Origin of the sequence: Paenibacillus bovis (genome assembly GCF_001421015.2) — a bacterium.
GTDB lineage: Bacteria > Bacillota > Bacilli > Paenibacillales > Paenibacillaceae > Saccharibacillus > Saccharibacillus bovis.
Genome location: NZ_CP013023.1, coordinates 301726 through 325239 on the forward strand (window position 1 = coordinate 301726; position 23514 = coordinate 325239).

18 protein-coding genes and 1 pseudogene are annotated in these 23514 nt (G+C 45.8%); 9 read left to right on the plus strand and 10 right to left on the minus strand.

Features of this window, described 5'->3' with window-relative positions; translation table 11 throughout:
* Window positions 1–49: 49 nt before the first annotated feature.
* The 4 genes from AR543_RS01325 to AR543_RS01340 are packed head-to-tail and all read right to left on the minus strand — an operon-like array spanning window position 50 to window position 3843.
* A complete protein-coding gene (locus tag AR543_RS01325) occupies window positions 50–1117 on the minus strand; it encodes an ABC transporter substrate-binding protein (protein WP_060531131.1) in 1068 nt (355 codons plus the stop codon).
* Window positions 1118–1942, minus strand: coding sequence for an ABC transporter permease (locus AR543_RS01330; protein WP_060531134.1), 825 nt, complete (start codon window positions 1940–1942; stop codon window positions 1118–1120).
* Entirely contained in the window at window positions 1932–2744 is an 813-nt protein-coding gene (locus AR543_RS01335) for an ABC transporter permease (protein ID WP_046227476.1), read from the minus strand. Before AR543_RS01335 ends, AR543_RS01330 begins: the two co-directional genes overlap by 11 nt.
* The gene (locus AR543_RS01340) at window positions 2734–3843 is read right to left on the minus strand and encodes an ABC transporter ATP-binding protein (protein ID WP_046227475.1); all 1110 of its coding nucleotides are present in this window, start codon (window positions 3841–3843) and stop codon (window positions 2734–2736) included. Before AR543_RS01340 ends, AR543_RS01335 begins: the two co-directional genes overlap by 11 nt.
* 426 nt (window positions 3844–4269) lie before the next feature.
* On the opposite strand from AR543_RS01340, the gene AR543_RS01345 reads away from it, so the two are divergent.
* Window positions 4270–5874 carry a hypothetical protein gene (locus tag AR543_RS01345; RefSeq protein ID WP_060531136.1) on the plus strand — a complete coding sequence of 535 codons (1605 nt, stop codon included), beginning with the start codon at window positions 4270–4272 and terminating at the stop codon, window positions 5872–5874.
* A 52-nt stretch (window positions 5875–5926) separates the two neighbouring features.
* On the opposite strand, the gene AR543_RS01350 is transcribed toward AR543_RS01345, so the two are convergent.
* Window positions 5927–7174 (minus strand): hypothetical protein, encoded by a 1248-nt coding sequence (locus AR543_RS01350; protein WP_060531139.1) that lies wholly within the window; start codon window positions 7172–7174, stop codon window positions 5927–5929.
* Between the two features lie 140 nt (window positions 7175–7314).
* Between AR543_RS01350 and AR543_RS01355 the strand changes: the two genes are divergently transcribed.
* The 5 genes from AR543_RS01355 (at window position 7315) to AR543_RS01375 (ending at window position 15566) form a co-directional block, all read left to right on the plus strand.
* Window positions 7315–11184 carry an RNA-directed DNA polymerase gene (locus AR543_RS01355; RefSeq protein ID WP_060531141.1) on the plus strand — a complete coding sequence of 1290 codons (3870 nt, stop codon included), beginning with the start codon at window positions 7315–7317 and terminating at the stop codon, window positions 11182–11184.
* Between the two features lie 222 nt (window positions 11185–11406).
* Window positions 11407–12564 carry an aminotransferase A gene (locus tag AR543_RS01360; RefSeq protein WP_060531143.1) on the plus strand — a complete coding sequence of 386 codons (1158 nt, stop codon included), beginning with the start codon at window positions 11407–11409 and terminating at the stop codon, window positions 12562–12564.
* Between the two features lie 304 nt (window positions 12565–12868).
* Window positions 12869–14776: a methyl-accepting chemotaxis protein gene (locus tag AR543_RS01365; protein ID WP_158523916.1), complete on the plus strand. Its 1908-nt coding sequence runs from the start codon at window positions 12869–12871 to the stop codon at window positions 14774–14776.
* A gap of 261 nt (window positions 14777–15037) precedes the next feature.
* Window positions 15038–15235 carry a hypothetical protein gene (locus AR543_RS01370; protein ID WP_060531147.1) on the plus strand — a complete coding sequence of 66 codons (198 nt, stop codon included), beginning with the start codon at window positions 15038–15040 and terminating at the stop codon, window positions 15233–15235.
* A 13-nt stretch (window positions 15236–15248) separates the two neighbouring features.
* The gene (locus AR543_RS01375) at window positions 15249–15566 is read left to right on the plus strand and encodes a spore coat protein (RefSeq protein ID WP_082472073.1); all 318 of its coding nucleotides are present in this window, start codon (window positions 15249–15251) and stop codon (window positions 15564–15566) included.
* 206 nt (window positions 15567–15772) lie between these two features.
* Here AR543_RS01375 and AR543_RS01380 read toward each other — a convergent pair whose 3' ends face one another.
* Window positions 15773–16609, minus strand: coding sequence for a YitT family protein (locus AR543_RS01380; RefSeq protein ID WP_026136348.1), 837 nt, complete (start codon window positions 16607–16609; stop codon window positions 15773–15775).
* A 490-nt stretch (window positions 16610–17099) separates the two neighbouring features.
* Here AR543_RS01380 and AR543_RS01385 point away from each other — a divergent pair, with 490 nt between their 5' ends.
* Together AR543_RS01385 and AR543_RS01390 are read left to right on the plus strand one after the other, a co-directional pair.
* The gene (locus AR543_RS01385) at window positions 17100–17573 is read left to right on the plus strand and encodes a nuclear transport factor 2 family protein (protein WP_060531149.1); all 474 of its coding nucleotides are present in this window, start codon (window positions 17100–17102) and stop codon (window positions 17571–17573) included.
* A 2-nt stretch (window positions 17574–17575) separates the two neighbouring features.
* Window positions 17576–18439 carry an NAD(P)H-binding protein gene (locus AR543_RS01390; RefSeq protein WP_060531151.1) on the plus strand — a complete coding sequence of 288 codons (864 nt, stop codon included), beginning with the start codon at window positions 17576–17578 and terminating at the stop codon, window positions 18437–18439.
* 464 nt (window positions 18440–18903) lie between these two features.
* Here AR543_RS01390 and AR543_RS01395 read toward each other — a convergent pair whose 3' ends face one another.
* The 3 genes and pseudogenes from AR543_RS01395 to AR543_RS01405 form a co-directional block, all read right to left on the minus strand.
* Window positions 18904–19497: a TetR/AcrR family transcriptional regulator gene (locus tag AR543_RS01395; protein ID WP_060531153.1), complete on the minus strand. Its 594-nt coding sequence runs from the start codon at window positions 19495–19497 to the stop codon at window positions 18904–18906.
* A gap of 36 nt (window positions 19498–19533) precedes the next feature.
* Window positions 19534–20690 (minus strand): annotated as a pseudogene (locus AR543_RS01400) (N-acetyldiaminopimelate deacetylase).
* A 134-nt stretch (window positions 20691–20824) separates the two neighbouring features.
* Entirely contained in the window at window positions 20825–21667 is an 843-nt protein-coding gene (locus AR543_RS01405; protein WP_060531155.1) for a LysR family transcriptional regulator, read from the minus strand.
* A gap of 121 nt (window positions 21668–21788) precedes the next feature.
* On the opposite strand from AR543_RS01405, the gene AR543_RS01410 reads away from it, so the two are divergent.
* Window positions 21789–22529, plus strand: a complete 741-nt coding sequence (locus AR543_RS01410) for an SDR family NAD(P)-dependent oxidoreductase (protein WP_060531157.1) — start codon at window positions 21789–21791, stop codon at window positions 22527–22529.
* Between the two features lie 135 nt (window positions 22530–22664).
* On the opposite strand, the gene dapD is transcribed toward AR543_RS01410, so the two are convergent.
* The gene (dapD, locus tag AR543_RS01415; RefSeq protein WP_060531159.1) at window positions 22665–23378 is read right to left on the minus strand and encodes a 2,3,4,5-tetrahydropyridine-2,6-dicarboxylate N-acetyltransferase; all 714 of its coding nucleotides are present in this window, start codon (window positions 23376–23378) and stop codon (window positions 22665–22667) included.
* Between the last annotated feature and the right edge of the window lie 136 nt (window positions 23379–23514).

The window sequence follows — 23514 nt, forward strand, 5'->3', positions numbered from 1 at the left end:
TCGGGTGGAGCTTTTTGATATCTCTATATCATTGACTTTGTGTTGCTTCTTACTTGTTCATCTTGAACTGGAGGAACAGCTCGTTGTAATGCACCAGCATCTTTTTCCCCAGATTGTCGTACACTTCCAGGCGGCGGGTCAGATCCGCTGGCGGATAGAAGCGTTCGTCTCCAGAAATGTCTTCCGGCAGCAGCTTCAGTGCTGCATCGTTTGGTGTCGAATACCCTACATACTCCGCATTTTGCGCCGCCACTTCAGGGTTCATCATAAAATTAATGAACTTGTGCGCACCCTCTACATTGGCAGCGGTCTTCGGAATAACCATGTTATCGAACCACAGGTTCGTACCTTCCTCCGGTACGACAAAGTCCAGATCTTCGTTCTCGCTCATGATCTCGGACGCATCACCGGAGAATACGAGTCCAGCCGCTGCTTCGTTATTGGCGAGCAGCATTTTGATCTCGTCACCAACGATAGCTTTGACATTTGGCGTCAGCAGCTTGAGCTTGGCCAGCGCTTCTTGCAAGTGAGCTTCTTTGGTGTCGTTCAGTGAGTAATGCAGGCTGTTCAGCGACATCCCCATCACCTCACGGGCACCATCGGTCAGCAGCACATTATTGCGCAGCGATGGGTTCCATAGATCGTCCCAGCTATGGAATTTGAGATTAGTCAGCTTGGGATTATAGACGACACCGACTGTTCCCCAGAAGTAAGGCGCCGAATACTTGTTATTCGGATCAAACGACAGGTTCAGGAACGATGGATCGATATTTTTGAGATTAGGCAGCTTGCTGTGATCCAGCGGCAGCAGCAGGTTCTCCTCGCGCATCTTGGAGATGGCATAGTCGGACGGAATCGCCACGTCGAAAGTAGTACCGCCCTGCTCGATCTTGGTCAGCATCGCTTCGTTGGAATCGAATGTCTGGTAAATAACCGTAATCCCGGTTTCTTTTTGGAACTGGTCCAGCAGGTCGGGATCGATATAGTCGCCCCAGTTGTAGATCGTCAGTGTATTGCTGCCCGAGTACCCCTGGCTGACATTCAGCCGGGCTGCCAGATACATGAGCAGCAGCGCAGCGACGATGATGACGATAAACATACGGCTGATTGTTTTCATTTATCTTGGCACCCCCATTTCGGCAGCCGGTTCACTCCGGCGCGTACGGGTCTGTGCCCGGCGGTTGATCATGTAATAACCGACCACCAGTGCGGTCGTAAACAGGAAGATCAGCGTAGACAATGCATTGATCGACAGTGCCACACCCTGTCTTGCCCGGGAATAAATCTCGACCGACAGCGTGGAATATCCGTTACCGGTCACGAAGAACGTCACGGCAAAGTCATCCAGCGAGTACGTGAATGCCATGAAGAACCCGGCAAAGATTCCCTGCTTGATAAAAGGCAGGATAACACGTGCCAGTACATCCCGTCGGCTGGCGCCCAGATCGCGTGCCGCATCGACCAGCGTCGGGCTCATTTCCTGCAGACGCGGCAGAATCATCAGCACGGTAATCGGAATACTGAACGCGATATGCGAGATCAGTACCGAGGCAAAGCCCAGCTTGATGCCTACAATCGTGAACAGGATCAGGAACGATGCACCGATAATAACGTCCGGGCTGACGATCAGCACGTTGTTGAGCGACAGCACGGCATCCTTAAGCCGGCGACGCTGAATGCGGTCTATCGCCAGCGCACCGATAATACCGATAATCGTCGCAATCGCCGAAGACAGCAGCGCGATGACCAGCGTATTGATCAGAATAATCATCAGGCGCGTATCCTGGAACACCTCGCCATACCACTGCCAGGTGAAGCCTTCGAATTCATGCATATTGCCTGCACTGTTGAACGAGTAATACATCAGGTACAGAATAGGCGCGTACAGGACGGCGAAGACGAGTACCAGATACAGATTACCCCATTTATTTTTATTTCCCATGACGCACCTCCTGTCCGAAGCCGCCGGTCAGCAGCATCAGTACAGCCATCGCAATAATCAGCACGACAGCAACTGTTGAACCCATGCCCCAGTCCTGAGTGACCAGGAAATGCTGCTCAATCGCCGTACCGAGAGTAATTACCTTGTTGCCGGCGATCAGGCGGGTAATCATAAACAGTGACAGGGAAGGGATAAATACCGCCATGCAGCCGGATTTGACTCCGGACAGCGTCAGCGGGAAAATCACGCGACGGAATGTTGTCCAGCCGGATGCACCAAGATCGCGTGCTGCCGAGATCAGCGTTGGATTGAGTTCTTCCAGTGCATTATAGATCGGCAAAATCATGAACGGCACGAAAATATACACCGATACAAATACAAAACTGAATGCGTTGAACAGCAATTGCTGCTCTCCGATACCAATCGCGCCCAGCAGCGCATTCACCGGACCATACGTACCGAAAATCCCGATAAACGCATACGTTTTGAGGAGCAGATTGATCCATGTCGGCAGGATAATCAGCAGAATCCACAGCTGCCGGTGCTTGGTCCGGGTCAGCAGATACGCCGCCGGATAAGCAATCAGCAGCGAGAACAAGGTCACCAGAAAGGCATACCAGAACGAGCTGAGCGTCATCTGCATATATACCGGTGTGAAGAACGTGCGGTAATTCTGCAGTGTCAGATTCCCATCTACATCGAAAAAGGAATAATACGCAACCAGCACCACCGGTGCCACGACAAACAAGACGATCCATACGTAATATGGCAGCATATAGATCGCGCGCGTATTAGCCTGCATGGATACCGCCTTCTCCGTATCCTTCCAGACGGCGGTCGAAATCTTCTTCACTTTCCCCGAATCGCATAACGTGAATCGCTTCGGCCTCAAAATCAAGACCGATCTGGCTGCCCGGCTCCGCCTTGCGAGTGGAATGTACGAGCCATTCGTGACCGGAATCGTCATAGCAGCTAATCTCGTAGTGAACACCGCGGAACAGCTGGCTGTCGACGCGTACTTTGAGCTTGCCCCGGTCTTCGGTGGTCAGCTCCAGATCTTCCGGACGAATGACCACTTCGATCGCTTCATTCGGACGTAGTCCGGCATCGACACACTGGAACTGCTTGCCGTTGAATTCCACCAGATAGTCCTCGATCATCCGGCCGGGTACGATATTCGATTCCCCGATAAAGTCTGCCACAAAGCGGTTAATCGGCTCATCGTAGATATCGTTCGGCGTACCGCTCTGCTCGATCTTGCCTTTGTTCATAACAAAAATCTCGTCCGACATCGCCAGCGCCTCCTCCTGGTCATGCGTAACGAAGATAAAGGTAATGCCCAGACGCTGCTGAATCTCGCGCAGCTCGTACTGCATCTCGGTACGCAGCTTCAGATCGAGCGCAGACAGCGGCTCATCCAGCAGCAGCACTTCCGGCTCGTTCACCAGTGCACGCGCAATCGCGACCCGCTGACGCTGACCGCCGGACATTTCCGAGATCGCCCGCTGGCCGTACCCTTCCAGATTGACGAACTTGAGCGCCTCCAGCACTTTGGTCTGGATCGCGTCTTTTTTCATCTTTTTGACGCGCAGTCCAAAAGCTACGTTCTCGAACACATTCAGATGCGGGAACAACGCATAATCCTGGAATACCGTATTCACCTGGCGCTTGTTGGCAGGCACTTTGTTGATCACTTTATCGTTAAAATAAATCGAGCCGCCGCTCGGCTCCGTAAAGCCGGCGATCATCCGCAGAATCGTCGTTTTGCCGCAGCCGGACGGGCCGAGCAGTGTGTAGAATTTACCCCGTTCGATCTCGAAATCTATATGTTCCAGTACCAGCGTCCCGTCCTCATAACGCTTGGTCACTCCATCAAACCGGATAATGGTATTTTCGTTCATAACAGCCTCCTTGTTTGCATCTGCCTTATCGTCTGGCAGTGCTCCGTTTCGTTTACCTTCGACTGTATCGATCCTTCGGGGATACATATACAACCGCCGCTTCCATTTATATGACTAAATAACATTTTATGTGATGAAAAAGCATCATTCTATTATTTAACCACTTCAATCTTACGCAAAAGGCACCATTGCTATTATAACGACTCAAGTCCAATAGAAATAGTATATTTTATAAAGAATATATAAAAAATTTGTACAGGGAGAGCGTATAATCGGGCAATTTTGCCTGTACAGGTCTGCCCACTTCCGGCAGCCTATCGTAGAAACGCACATACAGTACGTAGCATAGCCCCTTCACGAAAGCGCTATCATAAGCCACTATAGATTTGACTTACCTGATACATACCATTCTGAGGGAGGCAATGTATGAATAAGAAATGGACGAACATGTTACTGTCTGCGGTACTGCTGGTGGGAGGAACGCTGAGTGCCGCGGGACCTGTCCGCGCCGATGCGGCCAGCGATGCTTCCAACAAGGCACTGATCTGGCTGGAGAGCCAGCAGGATGCTACAGCCGGGCTTGCCTTTGACGGACTGGTAGACAGCTTTGAAGACTTCTGGGGGCCGAATAATCCCAAGCAGATTGTCTATACGTACGATCAGGCTGTGGCTGCGATCGCCTTTGTAGTCAAAGGAGAACGTGGACGCGCCGAGAAAGTACTGAACAAAATGCGCGATATCCAGGACCCGCAGGGCTTCTGGCTGAACTCCTACTGGTATAACAACGGTGCCGGCGAAGAAATCCGCAAGCATGTCGGTCCGGTCGTCTGGATGGCGATGGCTGCCATGGCTTATGAGAAACAATACAATGACACCCGCTATCGTCCAATGGCACTCAAAGCCCTCGACTGGTCGCTGCAATATCAGCAGGCCAATGGCGGAGTCGCCGGCGGCTGGAGCGGCTGGACCAACTCCAATGAGCCATGGAGCTCTACCGAGCACAATATCGACATTTACCGGGTACTTCAGTATTACGCATCCGTCGACTCTTCTAAGGCAGCCTCCTACAATGCAGCAGCTGCCAAAGTCAAAGGCTTCCTCGACAACAAAGTCTGGGACGAAGCCCACAAGCGCTTCACTGGCGGCTGGAAAAACGACACCGGCCTGATCGATCCGAAGATTCCGCTTGATGTGAATCCATGGGGCGTACTGGCACTTGGCACCAGCGGCACCCATAATTACGGCGCCAGTCTGGCTTATGTAGAGAATGCCAACGGATCACCGGGTACGATAGATAATCCGCGCTACAAGCAGACGCTGACCTACAATGACGCGGGTAACACATTAACCGGCTACGACTTTGACTGGACCGACCAGGTAATGCCTGCCCATGACGATAATGGCAACCAGATCGGCAGCACCGGTGCGGACGTGTGGTTTGAAGGGACTGCCTTTATGTCCCTCGCCTACTATCTGCAGGGCAACACCGCCAAAGCCGATGCCATCAACAATGAAATTATCAAAAAGCAGGGAACTTCAGGTGCTTCACTCGGCGGTATCCCCTACTCGCTCAAAGGCACCAGCAACAGCTACTGGGTGATGGCCCAGCAGAACTGTGTGTCCAGCACCGGTTGGCTGATTATGTCGCTGCACCGGTTCAATCCGTTCACCGGACAATATCTGACTGGCGGTACCACACCTCCGCCAACGACAGAGCCTCCGGTGACTCCGCCGCCAACAACAGGTACCGGCAGCGAAAATACAACAGCTGACTACACCGCCAAAGCAGCCACCGTCTCCAGCACTGAAATTAGCATTACGTTCAAGCCGGTTACCCCTGCCAAATACGTGGATCTGCACTACAAAATCAACAGCGGTGATCAGCAGAACTTCCGGATGACCGACAGCTCCGGCACATGGCGCAAAAATATTACCGGACTCGCTAAAGGCAGCAAAGTCGAGTACTGGTTCACGTACGAGAAATCCGGTCCACAGTACGATTCACCTCATTACAGCTATACGGTGAATTAAATCAGCGATTAATAATAAATAAAAAGAGTTAAAGAGAAGGTCAACCTTCTCTTTAACTCTTTTTATTTATTGACACAAATTGTTCCCATCCATCTACTCGTGAACTCAAAGAATCAACAATTTTATTATAATGAGTCGAACTAGTAGATAAGTTTAATAACGGATTATTTACATCGTCGTTACTTAACGTAGCGATAATATCTTCTGCCATACAATGTTCCACGCTACGCCAATTATCTATATGCTGTGATCCAGATAAAAATCGATCCCAAACTTGCAATTCATCACATAATACAGCTAAATACAAAAGAGGCGTTTTTAAAGTAAATTTAACGTTAGGAACATTATGATAAGCAACTGCTCGACAAGCAGGTATGACATGCTTGCTGAAAACGTTTAAATAGTATTTAAATTTTCCATTCAGCAATTTTTCTTGGTCTTCTACGTTAATAATGTGATACCAAGCTGAAGTATATTTTAGTAGCATCAAGCTACTAGCAATTCCATGATCCACTATAGGAGTCTTTCCATCATAACCTTTCTCTGCCATTTCATAAGCAAAATAAGATAAGCTATTCAATCCATAATCTCTTCCATCTAAAATTTCTAACCCTTTCGAAGTTTCAATTCCAAAATCATGCAACCAAGGAATGTTTTCTAATTCTTCAATTAATAGTTTCGGAGTTTCTTTTTCAGAATGCTGATTAACTTTATAAGAAAAATTGAAATCGTTACATATTTTTTCAAAATATTCTTTCTCATTCTCATTTAAATTCTCAATATATTTCATTAAATTTTCACTATTAAATATTTCATCATAAACTCTCCAAGAATCAATATTAGAACCATCACCAAAGTTATAAAACAAATAACCTATATCATGTAATAAAGAAGCAAATGTCCATTGGAATAAAAACATTTTTATAGGTTTTTGACTATCAATTGATTTGTCAATTTTTTCTCTCAATTGAGGAATATTATCATAAACCCATATGCCCAACAGAAAAAGGTATAGAGTATGTGCTGTATGATCCGACTGTTTTTTATAGTCTATTCTACGCTTGATTTCCAAAGTAGCCACTTCAGATCGAATAGGGATTATATCTGAAAAGTCAGTTAGATTCAAAATACGTTCACAAATATTCTCCGATAATTGAATTCGCTTAATATCTGATCTAGTTTCGAAAAACTCTTCTAGCTTTTCTGTTAAATTAGGAATTTTACCTCTTATGTATCCTGCTACTTTATCTGCATTAGCAAAATGGTTTAATAACATTTCATTTATATTTTGAGTATACATATAATCCACCTCTTTAAGATTTTAAGTTAATAATCTCATTTTTTTCTATATAAAACAATAATTAAATTGATTCCCAAGAACTATATTTATATACTTAGAACTATGTAAAAAAACAAATTATTTATTCAAGAGAGGTCTATATGTCTATTATTGAAGATCAATACAATGTTGTCCCTCCTCAACTGAAGTATTTAAAAGACGAAGTGGTTTTAGCACAGGCTTGGAAAAAGGCACATTCTTATATAAGAAGACATAATTGGTATGCAGATACGTTAGAGTTAGACCTATCCACAATAAATTTAGAAGATAATTTAAAAAAATGGGTAAAGTCTGTAACCAAGCGTCCTAATAGTATGTCGCTAGTATTAGCACCTAAAAATGCAGAGTGGCATTTCGAAGAAGATGACGAAACTAATAAAGACTCACTATGGAAACCTGTAGAATCGCAAAAACTTAGAGCTTTGGCCCATTTAAGTCTAAAAGATCAAACTATTTCTACGGCTGTAATGTTGTGTTTGGCTAATGCTGTAGAGAGTGCACAAGGGCCTTCTACAGAAAGTGATTTCTTTTTGGCTCAAGATAAAAAAATTTATAGCTATGGTAATCGACTGCATTGCGATTGGATTAAAACAATTAATTTCAGAGAAATTGCCCAATTTGGCTGGGGAAATTCACTTTGTTATAGACAATTCTATGAGGACTATCAACAGTTTCTTAAACGTCCAAGGGTTATATGTCAATACCTGGAAAGAAATCTTAACCCAAAAAGAAAGTTGTATGTTGTATCACTAGATATTCAGAGATTTTACGATTGTATTGATAGAGATATTCTTATAAAGGAATTAGAAATATTGCATAAAGAATATCTTGAAGAATACAATCTTGAAGAAAAATATCAATCTGACGATAAATTTTGGAGCAATTTAGAAACCCTATTTAATTGGAATTGGGACATTAACGATCGGAAATTAAAAGAATATTTAAACGACTCAGAAAACACTAATGAGCAAACATCTGAATTACCTCAAGGGATACCTCAAGGGTTAGTAGCAGGCGGTTTTTTTGCAAATGCATACTTGGTAAATTTCGACAGAACTATGGGAGAATTAATTAATAGCAAAAACGATAACTTTATAGTCCGCGATTATTGTAGATACGTTGACGATATTAGATTAGTTATAGAAGTTGAAGAAGAAAACAATTTAGAAACAGAATATAAGAACCTTGTATCCAATTTTGTAAACAATAAAATCAAAGATTATTTCCAAAAAAAGTATAATTCAAATTCTAAGTTAATAATTAATCCTATCAAAACTAAAATAAACTCTTATGAAAATATATCTTCACAAAATGATATCTCTGTACGCATGAATATGATACAAGGAGTGATAAGTGGTACGCCTGATATTGAAGCTTTAGAACATGCTATAGGAGGCTTAGATAGTTTATTACATCTCTCAGAGAAACTTTTTGAAGAAGATAAGACTAAGCAAACAAAAAAAATAAACAAGTCCTTGGATTTATTTTATATATCTGTACCTAACGTTGACGTTAAAAATGATACCTTAAAAAGGTTTGCAGCAGCGCGTCTCGTTAAAGCCTTAAAAATGAAACGAACAATGACTGATTTAGAAGAACCCATTTATCAAAAAAGTAATTTTTCTAACATAGTAACTAAAGGAAATTTATTAGATCATGAATTCGAAACAACTGCGCGTAAATTTATTGCTTTGTGGTCTAGAAATCCTTCGCTTTCTCTCTTATTAAAATTTGGTTTGGAAATATATCCAGACTCAAAATTATTAAAACCTGTTTTAGATGCAATGTACTATAAATTATTTGACTTTAAATCAACTGACCTTAAAGATAGGATTGATAAAAAAGCAATTGAATATATTGCAGCAGATCTACTATATACAGGAGCCATAAGAATTGGCTATAAAAATGAATCAAGCTATCCAAGCAAAGTAAATATAGCTATGTTTAGAGAAGAACTAGCTACATTGGCAGAAAGAGTTTTAAAAGATAAAAATGAGTTCCCTTGGTATTTACAACAACAAGCAAGCTTGTTTTTAGCTTCTATAGAAAAATATATAAATTTAAATGGTTACTCTCCAAAATTAGAGCATTATAAATCACTCCATGAAGCTCTCCAGTATAATAGTAACCTATCACTATTTCGAAAACCTTTCAAAATAAATGATTATGTAATAGTTTCTCTAATCGCTCAGCAAATTCATCCTAACAAGGAACGATACTCTACTTGGTTCTCTAATATTTGGAGTTCAAATGAAATCATTAATAAAGAGAAAATAGCAAGTATAATTTTATTAAATAGACCTGACATATTTGTGCAAATATTAAGCACTCAAAATACAATCAAAGAAGAAATTAAAAACACTCTCCCAGAAGATATCTTATTAGCTTCTGAGGATAAGAATAGGACTTTAAAATTAAAAAACGATGTTGAAATTCGTTTGTCTGATTTGATAAGAAGCGAAAACAACCCTTTCCAACAAGAGAATGCTTTATTATTACTAGCCAAGTCATTTTTAGAATCGGAATATTTCGGTATTAAATACGATTATCGTGCTCCTATTTCTGTAAACGATATAACAATAAGGTGTAAAGACTGGAGCAAAATTCAAAGTTTGAATTCAGAAAAAGACTTTTTATCTGTTAATATTAAAAAGTCTTCTGTAAGTATCATTAATGAGAAACCAAAATGGGTAAACTCTAATTCTTTTTGGATTTATAATATAGGTCAACTTCTTCGCTCCTGTCTAACGGGAGAGTTTGACTTCACTACTCATTCCTTCCTAGCAAGAAACAATTCGGAAAGTTACAAAGGATTACGTTCAACGTGGTTTAGTAGACGTTTTGGAATGTTAAACAATTCAAAAAGCTTGTTTGAAGATCCTCTTCCGTTATCACCTTGGATCAGTGAATTATTGCTTATTTTATTACAATGGCCTGGAATTAATTACCATGAAAAAGAAATAAAACAAAAAACTAATATTCTATCTAAGTTTGAACTATTACAGTTAATTGGTAAACGAATAGAATCTCAAAAAAAAATATGGGGCCATTTATCGCAAACTCCAATGTACACAATGCCTGTTTCAAATAAAAAAACTATTAATGATCCTTTATTTCGTGTAATTGTAGTTCAGACTTTAGTGCCTCGCTTTGAAGACTTTGACGAGAAAGACCCTCTTTATTGGACTAGTTCTTTCAGAGCAAAACATAGAAGTCATATAGCATCAATATGCAATCTGATTTCTCAGCATCTAACTGCGTCTAAAACAGTAATATTAGACAGAAGGGAAGACCGCAATGTCGACTTAATCATTTTCCCAGAACTATCAATACATGAAGATGACCTTGATTTAATAAGAGGGTTATCGGATTCTACTGGGGCTAGCATATTTGCAGGAACTACATTCACTAAAAGGTCTTACCACGATAATGCTATAAATCAAGCTGTCTGGGTATTACGTTCTGAGAAACGTAATGGAAGAGAATTCAATTACGTTTGGCAAGGGAAAAAGCACATGACCGCAGCAGAATCAGCATTAAAAATTGAAGGATATCGTCCCTATCAGTTACTTATTGATTTCGAAAAAGCTAATATGGATCCTATACGTGTAGCTGGTTCAATTTGTTATGATTCTACTGATCTATCCTTGGTAGCTGATTTAAGAGATATTTCTGATGTATTTGTCATAGTAGCATTGAATCAGGACGTAGATACGTTTGATAATATGGTAAGTGCCCTTCATTATCATATGTATCAGCCGGTGATTTTAGTTAATACCGGAGAATTTGGAGGGTCTACGGTCAAAGCACCATTTACTAAATATAATAAGACCATCACGCAAATACATGGTAATAATCAATTAGCTATAAGCGTATTTGAATTGGATCCTTCCATATTTAGAAGCATAAAAAAACCGAAAAAAGTTAAAGAAGTTAAAACCCCACCAGCGGGATATAAAGGTCGTTCGTAAAATATTTCCTATGATTTTTTCTTAGAATGCTTTATATAACTTGAAAGGAGCCTTCATAATTATGAAGGCTCCTTTTCACTTTATTAACAAAGTAAGTCTGTCTGTCCTCTCTCAGTAGACTTTGATATACTGTGTAACATGATTTCTATACAGCAAGCGGGCGCCAGATGCATCAGACGCCGCATCATTTACATATTTCCCTATTCAGAAAGGAAGACTTCCATGGAACATCTGATCAACTCCTCCGTCAAAGAAATCCAGATCAGCGGCATCCGCAAAATTGCCAATGCCGCTGCCCAGTATCCCAATTCGCTGGCACTGACACTCGGACAGCCCGATTTCCCGACACCACCGCATATTATCGAAGCTGCCGAGCGCGCGATGCGGGAAGGCCGTACCGGCTATACGCCCAATGCAGGCATACCGGAACTGCGCCAGGCAGCAGCCGATTTTGTGCGTATCAAGTACGGTCAGCAGTATGATGGACCCAGCGAAGTCATTATTACGGTCGGTGCCAGTGAAGCGCTGGATATTACACTGCGCACGATTATTACGCCGGGCGATGAAGTGATCCTGCCCGGCCCGATCTATCCCGGCTATGAGCCGCTGATCCGGCTGGCAGGCGGCATCCCGGTCTACGTAGATACACGTAGTACCGGCTTCAAATTGACTGCCGAGCTGCTGGAGCCGCATTTGTCGCCACGTACCAAAGCTGTTGCTATCGGCTACCCTTCGAATCCGACCGGCCGCGTTATGAGCCGCAGCGAGCTGGAAGATATCGCCGCCCTGCTGCGTGAACGCGATATCTTTATCATTTCCGATGAGATCTACAGCGAACTGATCTATGATGTGCCGCATGAATCGATCGCCCTGCTGCCGGGTATGCGGGACAAGACTATTATTATCAATGGTGTCTCCAAGTCCCACTCCATGACCGGCTGGCGGATCGGTTATACCCTGGCGCCTGCCTGGCTCACTGCGCATATGCTCAAAGTCCATCAATATAATTTGTCCTGTGCCAGCTCAATCAGCCAGTATGCAGCACTGGAGGCGCTGACACACGGTATAGATGATGCAATCCCGATGCGGGATGCCTACCGGGAACGTAGAGATTATGTATATGAACGGCTGATGGGTATGGGACTGACGCTGGACAAGCCGGAAGGCGCTTTTTATCTGTTCCCTTCTATCGCTCATCTGGGGCTGCCTTCGATGGAATTGGCGCTTCGCCTACTCGATGAGAGCGGCGTCGCTGTTGTACCCGGAGATGCTTTCTCCCGGTATGGTGAAGGTTATATCCGGCTGTCCTATGCCTATGCGCGTCCGATGCTGGAGCAGGCGCTGGATCGGCTGGAGCAGTTTGTACAGAAGCTTCGCTGACCGGTTGCGTTTCTGTTGAGATATATTCTTTATATGTAAAGGCATGTTTGCGAATGCTGCCGGTTATTTTAGGCAGGGGCTGGTCGCAATACATGCCTTTTTCTCGTTTTTGCTAAGTTTCTTGCCTATTTTCATGATTTAAACAAATTTACTTCCATTTCCATCTTTACTCAAAGTCGTTTTCTGTCGATAACATATTCATTCAGATTATAAATGGGGGGATTCGATGAACGCAATCAAGTCTTTGTTTCTTAATCAATCTTTGGGCCGCAAGCTGATGTTTTCTTTCTGTGCTGTGCTCATAGTGGCACTGGTAACCTCCAGTTTGGTTTCTTACTTTACCGCCCAGCGCTCGCTCAGCGAAGAACTCATTGACAGCACTGCACTCAATGCAGGCACACTGAGCGCGATCGTAGATAACGATATGCAGCAAAACGAAGATACTGTTAACTATTTTGCCAAACAGATCACACAGCGTGACTATACGACTGCCGGCAGTCCTGCACTGCTCGAACGTCTGAACACATATGATGATGCGACCAGCAAAGTGGAAGGTATCTATGTAGGAACCACAACAGGAGCTTTTTTCACTTCTTCGGATGCTCCGACAGCTGCTGACTATGATCCAAGACAACGTCCATGGTATCAGCAGGCTGAAGCCAGCCCCGGCAAGACGATTATTACCAATCCGTATATCTCTTCCTCCACACAGGAAATGACCGTAACTGTCGCCAGACAAACCGATGACAAAAGCGGTGTAGTCGGACTCGATATCAGTATTGCCGCCCTGCTCAAAATCACATCCACGATCAAAATCGGCGATGAAGGATATGCTGTTATTCTTGCGCCGGACGGCACCTACATTTCTCATCCAACGATCAAAGCTGGTGAGACCGATGATATTGCCAAGCGCATTATTGCCGAGAACAAGCCACAAGGCAATTTCAGCTATGTATTCAACAATATCGACAAACAGCTCAGCTATACAACCAGTCCACTTACCGGCTGGAAGCTCGTCGGCAATTTCTCCCAGAGCGAGATTGATGAGAAAGTAAAACCGCTACTCTACCAGACACTGCTCGTGATGGTACTGGCTCTGGTAATTGGCAGCATTATTGTCTGGCTCGTGACACGTTCTATCAGCAAACGGATGAACAAGCTCGTTCATGTTGCCAACGCGATCAGCCAGGGTGATCTGACCCAGTCTGTCGAAGACAGAAGCAAAGATGAACTGGGCCGTCTGTCCGAAGCCTTTAACCATATGAATGAATCACTCGGCTCTCTCGTCGGCTCGATCCAGGATACCGTGAGCGATGTAGTCTCCTCGTCCGAGCAGCTGAATGCCAGCTCCGAACAGACCAGTCAGGCGACCGAACAGATTACATCCGCGATCGAACTGTTCTCTTCAGGTACCGAAAAGCAGAGCCAGAACATGAGCAGCAGCGCCGCTCAGCTGAACGATGTGGCACGTTTGCTGCAGGAAGTACAGCAGCATTCCCAGTCTCTACTTGGATTATCGCATACTTCCAACACGATGGCTGACGAAGGCGATCAGCTGATCCGTCGGACAGTTGGACAAATGCAGCATATTGACCGTTCTGTCAATCAGGCCAATGAGGTCGTAACCGGACTTTCCCAGAAATCCACTGAAATCTCCACGATCCTCAAAACGATCAATACGATTGCCGAACAAACGAATCTGCTCTCGCTCAACGCAGCGATCGAGGCAGCCCGTGCCGGTGAAGCCGGTAAAGGATTCAGCGTCGTCGCCGGTGAAGTGAAAAAGCTGGCGGAACAGTCCCATCTGTCTGCCCAGCATATCGAAGAACTGCTGCAGGACATTATTCGCGAGATTCATGAATCCCTGTCTACTTTCAAGCAGATTCATCATTCCGTAACCGATGGTCTGACTTCAGTAGAGCAGTCCGCCGAGCAATTCCAGCAGCTCAAATCCAACTCGCACCGTATTTCTTCCAGTCTGCAGGACATGAATACACTTGTTGGAGATGTAAATTCCAATGCTGGACAGGTAGCACGCTCTGTAGAAGAAGTGACGGTCATCTCGACCCGCAATACCGAGAGTATGCACGATATTGCTTCTTCAGCCGAAGAACAGCTGGCCTCGATGGAAGAAATCAGTTCTTCCGCCCAGTCCCTGGCTGCCCGTGCCGATGATCTGCAAAAGGAAATTGAACATTTCAAAATTAAGTAATCCACCTATTCCCCATATTTATCCCGACCCTTTGTACAGCAGATTTTCTCTGCACAGAGGGTCTTTTTCTATTTTTCTGTTCACAACGGGATGTCAGCGGCAGGGGCGCTTAATATTTACCAACCAGTCGTTCATCTTCCGCCGATACTACCTTTCCTCCGGCTGTAACACTACCCTATTATCACCTGATACAAACCGATCGATGAGGGTTATATACAGATAGAAAGCCTGTTAAATAATGGTTGCAAAGGGGATGTCATCATGGCCAAACAATTAGCGACTCATGAAATGCTGGAAGTGCACGAGCTGCTTACTTTCAAAACATCTTGTGTTACCAAAGCAGTAGCTATGCGCGAACTTGTCAAAGACGATAAGCTGAGACAGATTATGGACGAAGATGTTCAAGACTCCATCAAAGCAATTGAAGACCTCAAGTCCATCCTGGAAAAACAAAAATAAGGAGGAATTCATTATGGCTTCCAACAGTATGACCAAAGAAATGCTCGTTAATGCAACAGCACCACTGGATGATCTGGCAATTGCCACCGATCTGCTGATGTCTGCCAAAGCAGGGGTTCGCAACTATGCGGTAGCCCTGACCGAGACAGCTACACCCAGTGTACGCCGTACCCTCAAAGCCCAAATGCAAAAAGCGATCGATCTACACGAGAAAATCGCTAACTATATGATCGAAAATGAAATGTACCATGCGTACAATATCGACGAGCAGGTAGAACATGATCTGCAAAAAGCCGATATGGCGCTGGAACTCGCCAAAACCAAATCCTAAGCTGTGATCCGACAGATCATATGCTGACAAATGAATCGCCTGTCGCTATGATCGTGCATCTGATATGCAGTCATAGCGACAGGCGATTTTTCCATAACAAAAAAGCCGCGCTGTCTCCCTCAGAAATGATCTGTACAGGAGATAGCGCGGCTTTGAGCTGGATTTCTATTGATTTAAATTTGTTTGTTCCAAAGAAGCATCGGCGTTTACTTGGACAATTCCAGGAAACCTTCACCGAACACATCACGCACATCATGAATCGTAATAAACGCATTCGGGTCTTCCGTACGTACAATCTTCTTCAGCACGGATACTTCCTGTTTGCTGATGACAATATACAGTACTTCTTTGGGGTTTTTGGTGTAATAGCCATGACCGGACAAGACGGTGACCCCGCGGTCCATCACGGTAATAACTTTCTCCGCGATCGCTTCCTGATGGGAGGAGATAATCATGACCGCCTTTTTCGGATTCAGGCCCTCGATAATAAAGTCCATCACCTTGGTACCGATATACAGCGCGATAATCGTCAGCATCAGCCGCTCCGCTCCGATAATAAACAGAGACGAGAATGCCACGATCAGGTCAAAAAAGAGAAGTCCGTAGCTGATATTCCAGTCCAGATATTTATGCGTAATCCGTGCCAGAATCGCCGTACCTGCCGTTGTGCCGCCTGCACGGATAATCAATCCGATCCCCACACCAACCAGCACCCCGGCAAAGACCGCATTAACCACGATCTCATTCGATTCAATATGCCAGCCTTCCGTCAGATGCAGAAACAGCGAGTTTAGCGCTACCGCGATAATTGTATAGATAATACTCGTTTTATCCAGAAATTTGTAACCAATCAGAATCAGAAATGAATTGATCACCAGATTGACTAGTCCCGGAGACCATTGGAGCAAATAATAGATGATAATTGTAACCCCGGTCACGCCGCCTTCACCCAGATTATTCGGGATGATAAACAGATTGACCGCCAGTGCAAACAGAAAAGCGCCTATCGTGATCAGTACCATATCATAAATGCGTTTTTTTATGCTCATGCTTCCATGCTCCTTTAATCATCCATATCTATTGAACCGTATAGGAATTTGCTCATGCCGAATCCATCCGGAAAGGCGATTCTGCCGCCCAATCCGGGTATCTAACCATTCTTACCCGACAAATGAGTATTGTAAGCCACTGGAGACAAGCAAGTCAAAGCTTTTTTACGATACTTTGACTATTCATTTCTGCATCTGATTACCGTTAAAAAGCGGGGTGTTACATGAAAATACATACCCACTTATGAATATGAAGCTGCCAAGTCAGCTTTGCGTGTTTATTCGCTATACTCATCCTTTTTGCAGACCTGTTTTAACAGCATAATAATCACCTCTAATTATTTTTGACTATTTAGTCCGAATATTATTGACTATATAGTCCGGAATGGGTATAGTGGTCTTACAAGCCTTTGACAAAGCCGCTTCATTGCTTCTGTCAGGACGCACATGATCCTATTACCTAATTGAAAGCGAGGCATTTATTATGACCAACCCATCCGTTTCTTCCTCTTCTACGATTGACGTATTGAACGAACGTGCAGAGCAGGCGCTGCACCTGATCAACCAGTTTGGTTCCCTGCTGCTGGATAAGGATATGCAGAGCTGGCTGGACTTGTTCGACGAGCAAATCCGCTTTGAGTTCCCTTATGCAGATGAAGGTTATAACAAGTTGCTGGAAGGTAAACAGGCTCTCGCCCAGCATATGGAGCAGTTTGATGGAATGATCCGTATGAATCATTTCAGTACACCGGTGATTCACCAGACGCTGAACCCCGATATCTTTATCGCCCAGTTCCAGGGGACAGGCATCTTGCTGGAGACAGGCAAGGTCTATGCACAGGACTATATCTCCCTGATCGAAGTGAAAAATGGCAAAATCTCGCGTTATCTGGATTACTGGAACCCGCTCGCTGTAGCACGGGCTGTCACTCCGGATGCACCTACACAGGAGGTCTGATCATGAATAATCCACAGCTTCTTCTCACTGCCGGTAGCGGCAAAACATCTACCCGTATCGCCGAATTGCTGACTGCTCAAGGCTACACTGTACGCAAAGCGATGCGCTCCCCACGTTCTGGTCAGCAGGCGATCCCCGAAGTGGAATTTGACTGGTATCGTCCGGAGACATTCGCCGCTGCCATCGAAGGAATGAATACGATCTATCTGGTCGCTCCTATCATGGACATGCATCCCGAGAAAGCGATGATTCCTTTTATGGAACAGGCACTTGCTGTCGGAACACGGCGCTTGGTCATGCTGTCCAGTGCTTCGATTGAAGCGGATGGACCTGTATTCGGAACAGTGCAGCAGTATATGATGCAGCATGCGCCGGAATGGGCTATCCTGCGCCCATCCTACTTTATGCAGAACTTTACCGAAGCAGCACATGGCTACGCGATTCGCTCCGGCGCAGGTATTACCACAGCGACCGGTGAGGGCAAACTGGGATTTGTCGATGCCGAGGATATTGCCCGTGTGGCTGTCCATGCACTGACCGATGAGCAGCCGCATAATACCGATCATATCATCACTGGACCAGAGTCTCTCAGCTATGGAGAAGCTGCCGCTATCATCAGTCATCTGTCTGGACTGGATGTGCAGCATCATCATGTGGAAGAAGAACAATTGTACGACCTGCTGCTGACTGCCGGTATGCAGCCGGATTATGCACGCTTTTTTGCCGGACTGGATACACGTATTCGTACCGAAGGCATTGAGGATCAGGTTACAGATACGGTGCTGCGTATTACCGGCCGGCCCCCGCGTTCACTGGAAGCCTTTATCCGTGACAATCTGCACTGGTACGCACCCGTTACCAGCTGAATCCGATAATAGGGCACGAATATTTTCTTGTAGCGAACAGCGAACAGCGAACAGCGAACAGCGAACAGCGAACAGCGAACAGCGAACAGCGAACAGCGAACAGCGAACAGTTGATTATACCTAAATATATAATTCATATAACAACAAATAAAGGCACACCGAAGTTATCATACTTGGGTGTGCCTCTTTTATATAGGATCGCCAGATCATACCGGCGATCCTTCTTTGATAACCTTTATTCAAAAACTCCAACGGTACATCTGATCAAATTCACAGCATTACGCAGCCCCACTGATATGCCGTACATACCATACCAGAAACATCCAGCATACGATGACAACAATCACGAAAATCGCTGCGATCCATGCTATTCTTTTACCTTTTTTGCTCATGTTCATCACTCCTCATTCGATATTCAGCTATACATGAGTTGCTTTGTTCACCCGAGCTTATCGTTGCAGTGCTCAGGCACGATGACTTCGTAACACCGACAATGCAATCTTCGTGATGCTGCGCAGCTGCTGTTCATTCGCACCTGCCTTGGCCGAGAAAATAAGACCCATCCGCTCATGTGCCAGAAAGTGTGCCAACTCCTGCAAATCAAACGCTGCAGACAGTTCTCCTTCATCTGCCGCCCGCTGCAGCAGTTGGTACAGTCCCTGCTCGATCTGCTCGGTATTGCTCTGCAAATACTCCCGCAGCTCTGCGTCTTGCGGTGCCTGCTCAACCGCGCTGCTAATGATAAAGCACTGCTGTGCCAATTCCGGATCGACCAGCGCCTGGATCATCACATCGAAAATATACTCCAGCTGCCCGATTGCACTTCCGGGCTGTTCCAATAGCTCGGCCATATCTTCGGTCTTGCCATCCATATAATGCTTGACCGCCATGATGAACAGATCACGCTTGGTGCCGTACGTATCATACAGACTCTGCCGGGCAATACCCAGTTCCTGCAGCAAATCCGGCAAAGTCGTCCCTTCATAACCGGTACGTCCAAATGTCTTCATCGCCCGCTGCAGCACCGCTGTTTTGTCAAAGGCTTTGGTTCTCGCCATACGTCCATCCTCCTTTCGCTCGATCTGTCTTGCTATCTATACGTGATGTAGTCCATCCTGCTCTGCAGTTGTTCCTGATTTCCACTCAAAATAATCCGTCACGGTACGAACTGCCACCTCTATTGCATCCTCACTGGGTTCCAGCTTGGCATGATGCAGGCCGTACGGTGTATCCACACCGAGCCAGAACATGAAGCCCGGAATCTGCTCCAGCAAATAACCAAAGTCCTCTCCGGTCATCGCTTCGGTACACTCGACCAGCTGGATATCCGAACGGCCAGACAGCCAATCCATAAACTCGGCCGTCAGCTTTTCTTCATTATATACCTGCATATAGTTGGAGCCCCAATCAATCTCTGCCCGGCATTCGAATCCGGCTTCGATCCCTTGTACGAGTGCCTGAATACGTGACTTTACCAGCACCATCGTCTCGGCAGACAGCGTACGGATCGTGCCTTCCAGACGTGCACGTTCAGCGATAATATTCTGCTTGGTGCCGCCTTCGACTTTACCAATGGTCACTACTGCAGAATCCAGCGGATTCACATTACGGGCGACAATACTTTGCAGCTGTCCGACGAGCTGGCAGCCGGCAACTACCATATCATTGGCACGATGCGGATACGCAGCATGTCCCCCCTCCCGATCAGATCGATGAACAGTTCCGATGTATTGGCGAACAAAATACCCTGACGGGTCGCAATCGTTCCTACCGGATACTCCGGCGCCACATGCAGTCCGACGATCTGCTCCGGCATCCAGTCCGCCAGTTCAGCGCTGTCCAGCAGCGGCTTCGCGCCGCCCGGTCCCTCTTCGGCAGGCTGGAAAATCATGACCAGATCATCCTGCATCCGCTGCCGGGCAAAATGCGTCAAAATTCCAAGCCCGATCGTCATATGCAGATCATGCCCGCAGGCGTGCATATAGCCGGGATGCTCACTTTGAAAATCATATCCGGTCTCTTCCACAATCGGCAGCCCGTCCATATCGGCACGGTAGCCAAACCGGCGCTTCGGTGCTGTACCATGCACATAGACCAGAATCCCTGTTTTCCAGGTACGTATTTCCAGATGCTCCTGCGGCAACTGGGCGATATAATCCAGCAGGTACTGCTGGGTTTTGAATTCCTGGAATCCCGGTTCGGGAATCCGGTGCAGATCGCGGCGGATATTAATAAGTGTTGGTGTAGTCATGGATTTCGCTCCTTGCCTTTGGTTGATGAGGATATAGTCAGACGGAATCTTTTCTAATTATAAGACTAACGGCATAACAAATGTGCTGCCAGCTATAGTCCGGAATCATACGATGCAATTTCGCCAGACACCGATTATTGATTCTGCAAAAAACGGATAAACTTTTGCAAGCCGGATGGCTGCTTCTTTTTATGCTTGATAATAAAATCAATTGGTATACGTGTAGACAGCGGATGACGCTGCATCATAGAGATGTTGTTGCGGCTATGCACTACAGCTGCCGGTACAACGCTCATTCCCAGTCCATCATGGACAGCCTGCAGAATCGCTTCCAGAGAATCAAATTCCATCACTATCGGATGCTCCAGGTAATGGGTTTTGGCATAGTCGAGTGTTTGTTGCCGGTAAATACAGTTCTTGTCTCCATTTACGATTAGTACCGGAGCATGATTCTGTACGGCTGTAACAGAATCGGACGAAATCAATATCATCTCTTCCCAATATCGGTATACCGTATCAAACTGGGCAGTATTATACGTTCCTTGCACAAAAGCACCATCCAGCTCGCCATAGGACAGCATGGTCAGCAAATGCTGCTTGTCCTTTGTTTTGAGCTTTACATCCATATGACCGGCTCCTCCGAGAAACGACGCAAACAGCTGCGGAATCTTGACAGCCGACACCGTCTGGGAAGCACCGATCGTCAGGCAATCCTTGCTTTGGGCAGGATGCAGCAATGTGACGGCTTCGTCCAGCAGCTGAATAACCCGATTGGCATAGTCCAATAAAGTAATGCCTTGTTCCGTCAGAGTCACACCTCTGTTATTGCGCACAAACAAGCGAACCCCCAGCTCATCTTCCAGGCTTTTGATACGCTGGCTCACATTCGGCTGCACATAGCCCAGCTTTTCGGCAGCCTTGGACACGGATTGCAGATCCGCCACTTGTTTAAAAATCCGCAGATCATGACTTTCCACAAGTCATCTTCCTCTCACGGGTATCATTTCAAATGATACCATCTTCATTATTATGTATTATACGCTGCAACCACCGGAAAATATAATACAGATGTGTCATCTATCCGAAGGAGGAATCGAAATGCAGTTAAAAAATAAAGTCATCATTATAACCGGCGGCGGTACCGGTATCGGAAAAGCAGTCGCATTGAAGCTGGCTGCGGAGCAGGCCAAAGTCGTTATCAATTACAGCCGATCGGAACAGGCAGCTGCCGACGTAGTCAAGCAAATCACACAATCCGGAGGGACAGCTATCGCCTGCAAAGCAGACGTATCCCTCGCCCAAGAAACCGACACTCTCGTGCGTAAGACAGTCGCAACGTTCGGCACTGTAGATGCGCTGATCAACAATGCGAGCATTACCGCCCAGATTCCAATGAGCGATCTGGATGCTGTTACCGACGAAATCTGGGATTCTCTTTTCAATGTAAATGTGAAAGGAATGTTCAACTGCATCAAAGCAGTCGTTCCTCATATGAAGAAACAGCGATCCGGCGTCATTATCAATATGGGCAGTGTGGCAGGAACAACCGGTATCGGCTCCTCCATCCCTTATGCAGCCACCAAGTCGGCAATCCATACCATGACCCGTTCACTGGCTGTTGCTCTCGCTCCGAATATCCGGGTCAACAGTATCGCCCCCGGTGCCGTCGATACCCGTTGGTGGGCAGGCAATGAAGCCAAAATGCATCAGCTGGCAGGCCATCTCCCGCTCCAGCGCATTTCCACTTCCGAAGATATTGCAGACGCGATCCTGTTTCAGTTGACACAGGAATCGGTTACCGGTCAGATTCTCACGATTGATAACGGGCAGACATTGTAGGCATGACGAATAGACATGCCTAGCATTCAGCAATAACATTCAACAAAAAACCCGGCAGCTGCCGGGTTTGATGTGCAATCATCGTCAGAGAATTTTCTGCTCCCTGTCTGAATGCTTCGTATACGCTCAATCCAATTACAGAGTACGCAGATCCTGCAGAATCTCTGTTTTGGATTTCGTTTTGTCGTCGACCTGCTTGATCACGCGTGCAGGTGTGCCTGCGACTACGGAGAATGCCGGTACGTCCTGGGTTACAACAGCTCCGGCTGCTACCACAGCGCCTTCACCGATGCGTACGCCTTCCAGAACGACTACATTGGCACCGATCAGTACATCGTCTTCCACGACAACCGGCTGTGCACTAGGTGGCTCGATAACGCCCGCCAGAACGGAGCCTGCACCGATGTGACACATTTTACCGACTTGAACGCGTCCGCCGAGGACAGCGCCCATATCGATCATTGTACCTTCGCCGATTACCACGCCGATATTGATGACTGCGCCCATCATGATAACCGCATTGTCGCCAATCGATACCATTTCACGGATAAATGCGCCCGGCTCGATACGTGCGTTGATGTTCTTCATATCCAGCAGCGGAATCGCGGAGTTGCGACGATCGCTCTCGATCACATGATCTTCGATCTGTGTGCTGTTCTCGCTCAATACGCCCTGGATATCCGCCCAGTCACCGAAAATAACGCCGGTGTTGCCGGTAATGAAAGTCTGTACGCCCTCAGGGAAAGTCAGACCGTCCAGCTGTCCTTTGAGGTATACTTTGACAGGAGTTTTCTTTTTGCTTGTTTTGATCAAGTTAATAATTTCGTGCGTGTTCATCTCGGTAGACATATGCAGATGACAGCTCCTTTTTCTCAATAATCGTGCTCCCGTATGTATGCGCTTTGGGCGCTACGGTGTGCCTGTATTCATATCATATGGCATAGCCTTATGTGAATATACTCGTGTACGCTTGGTTCCTTGCCGG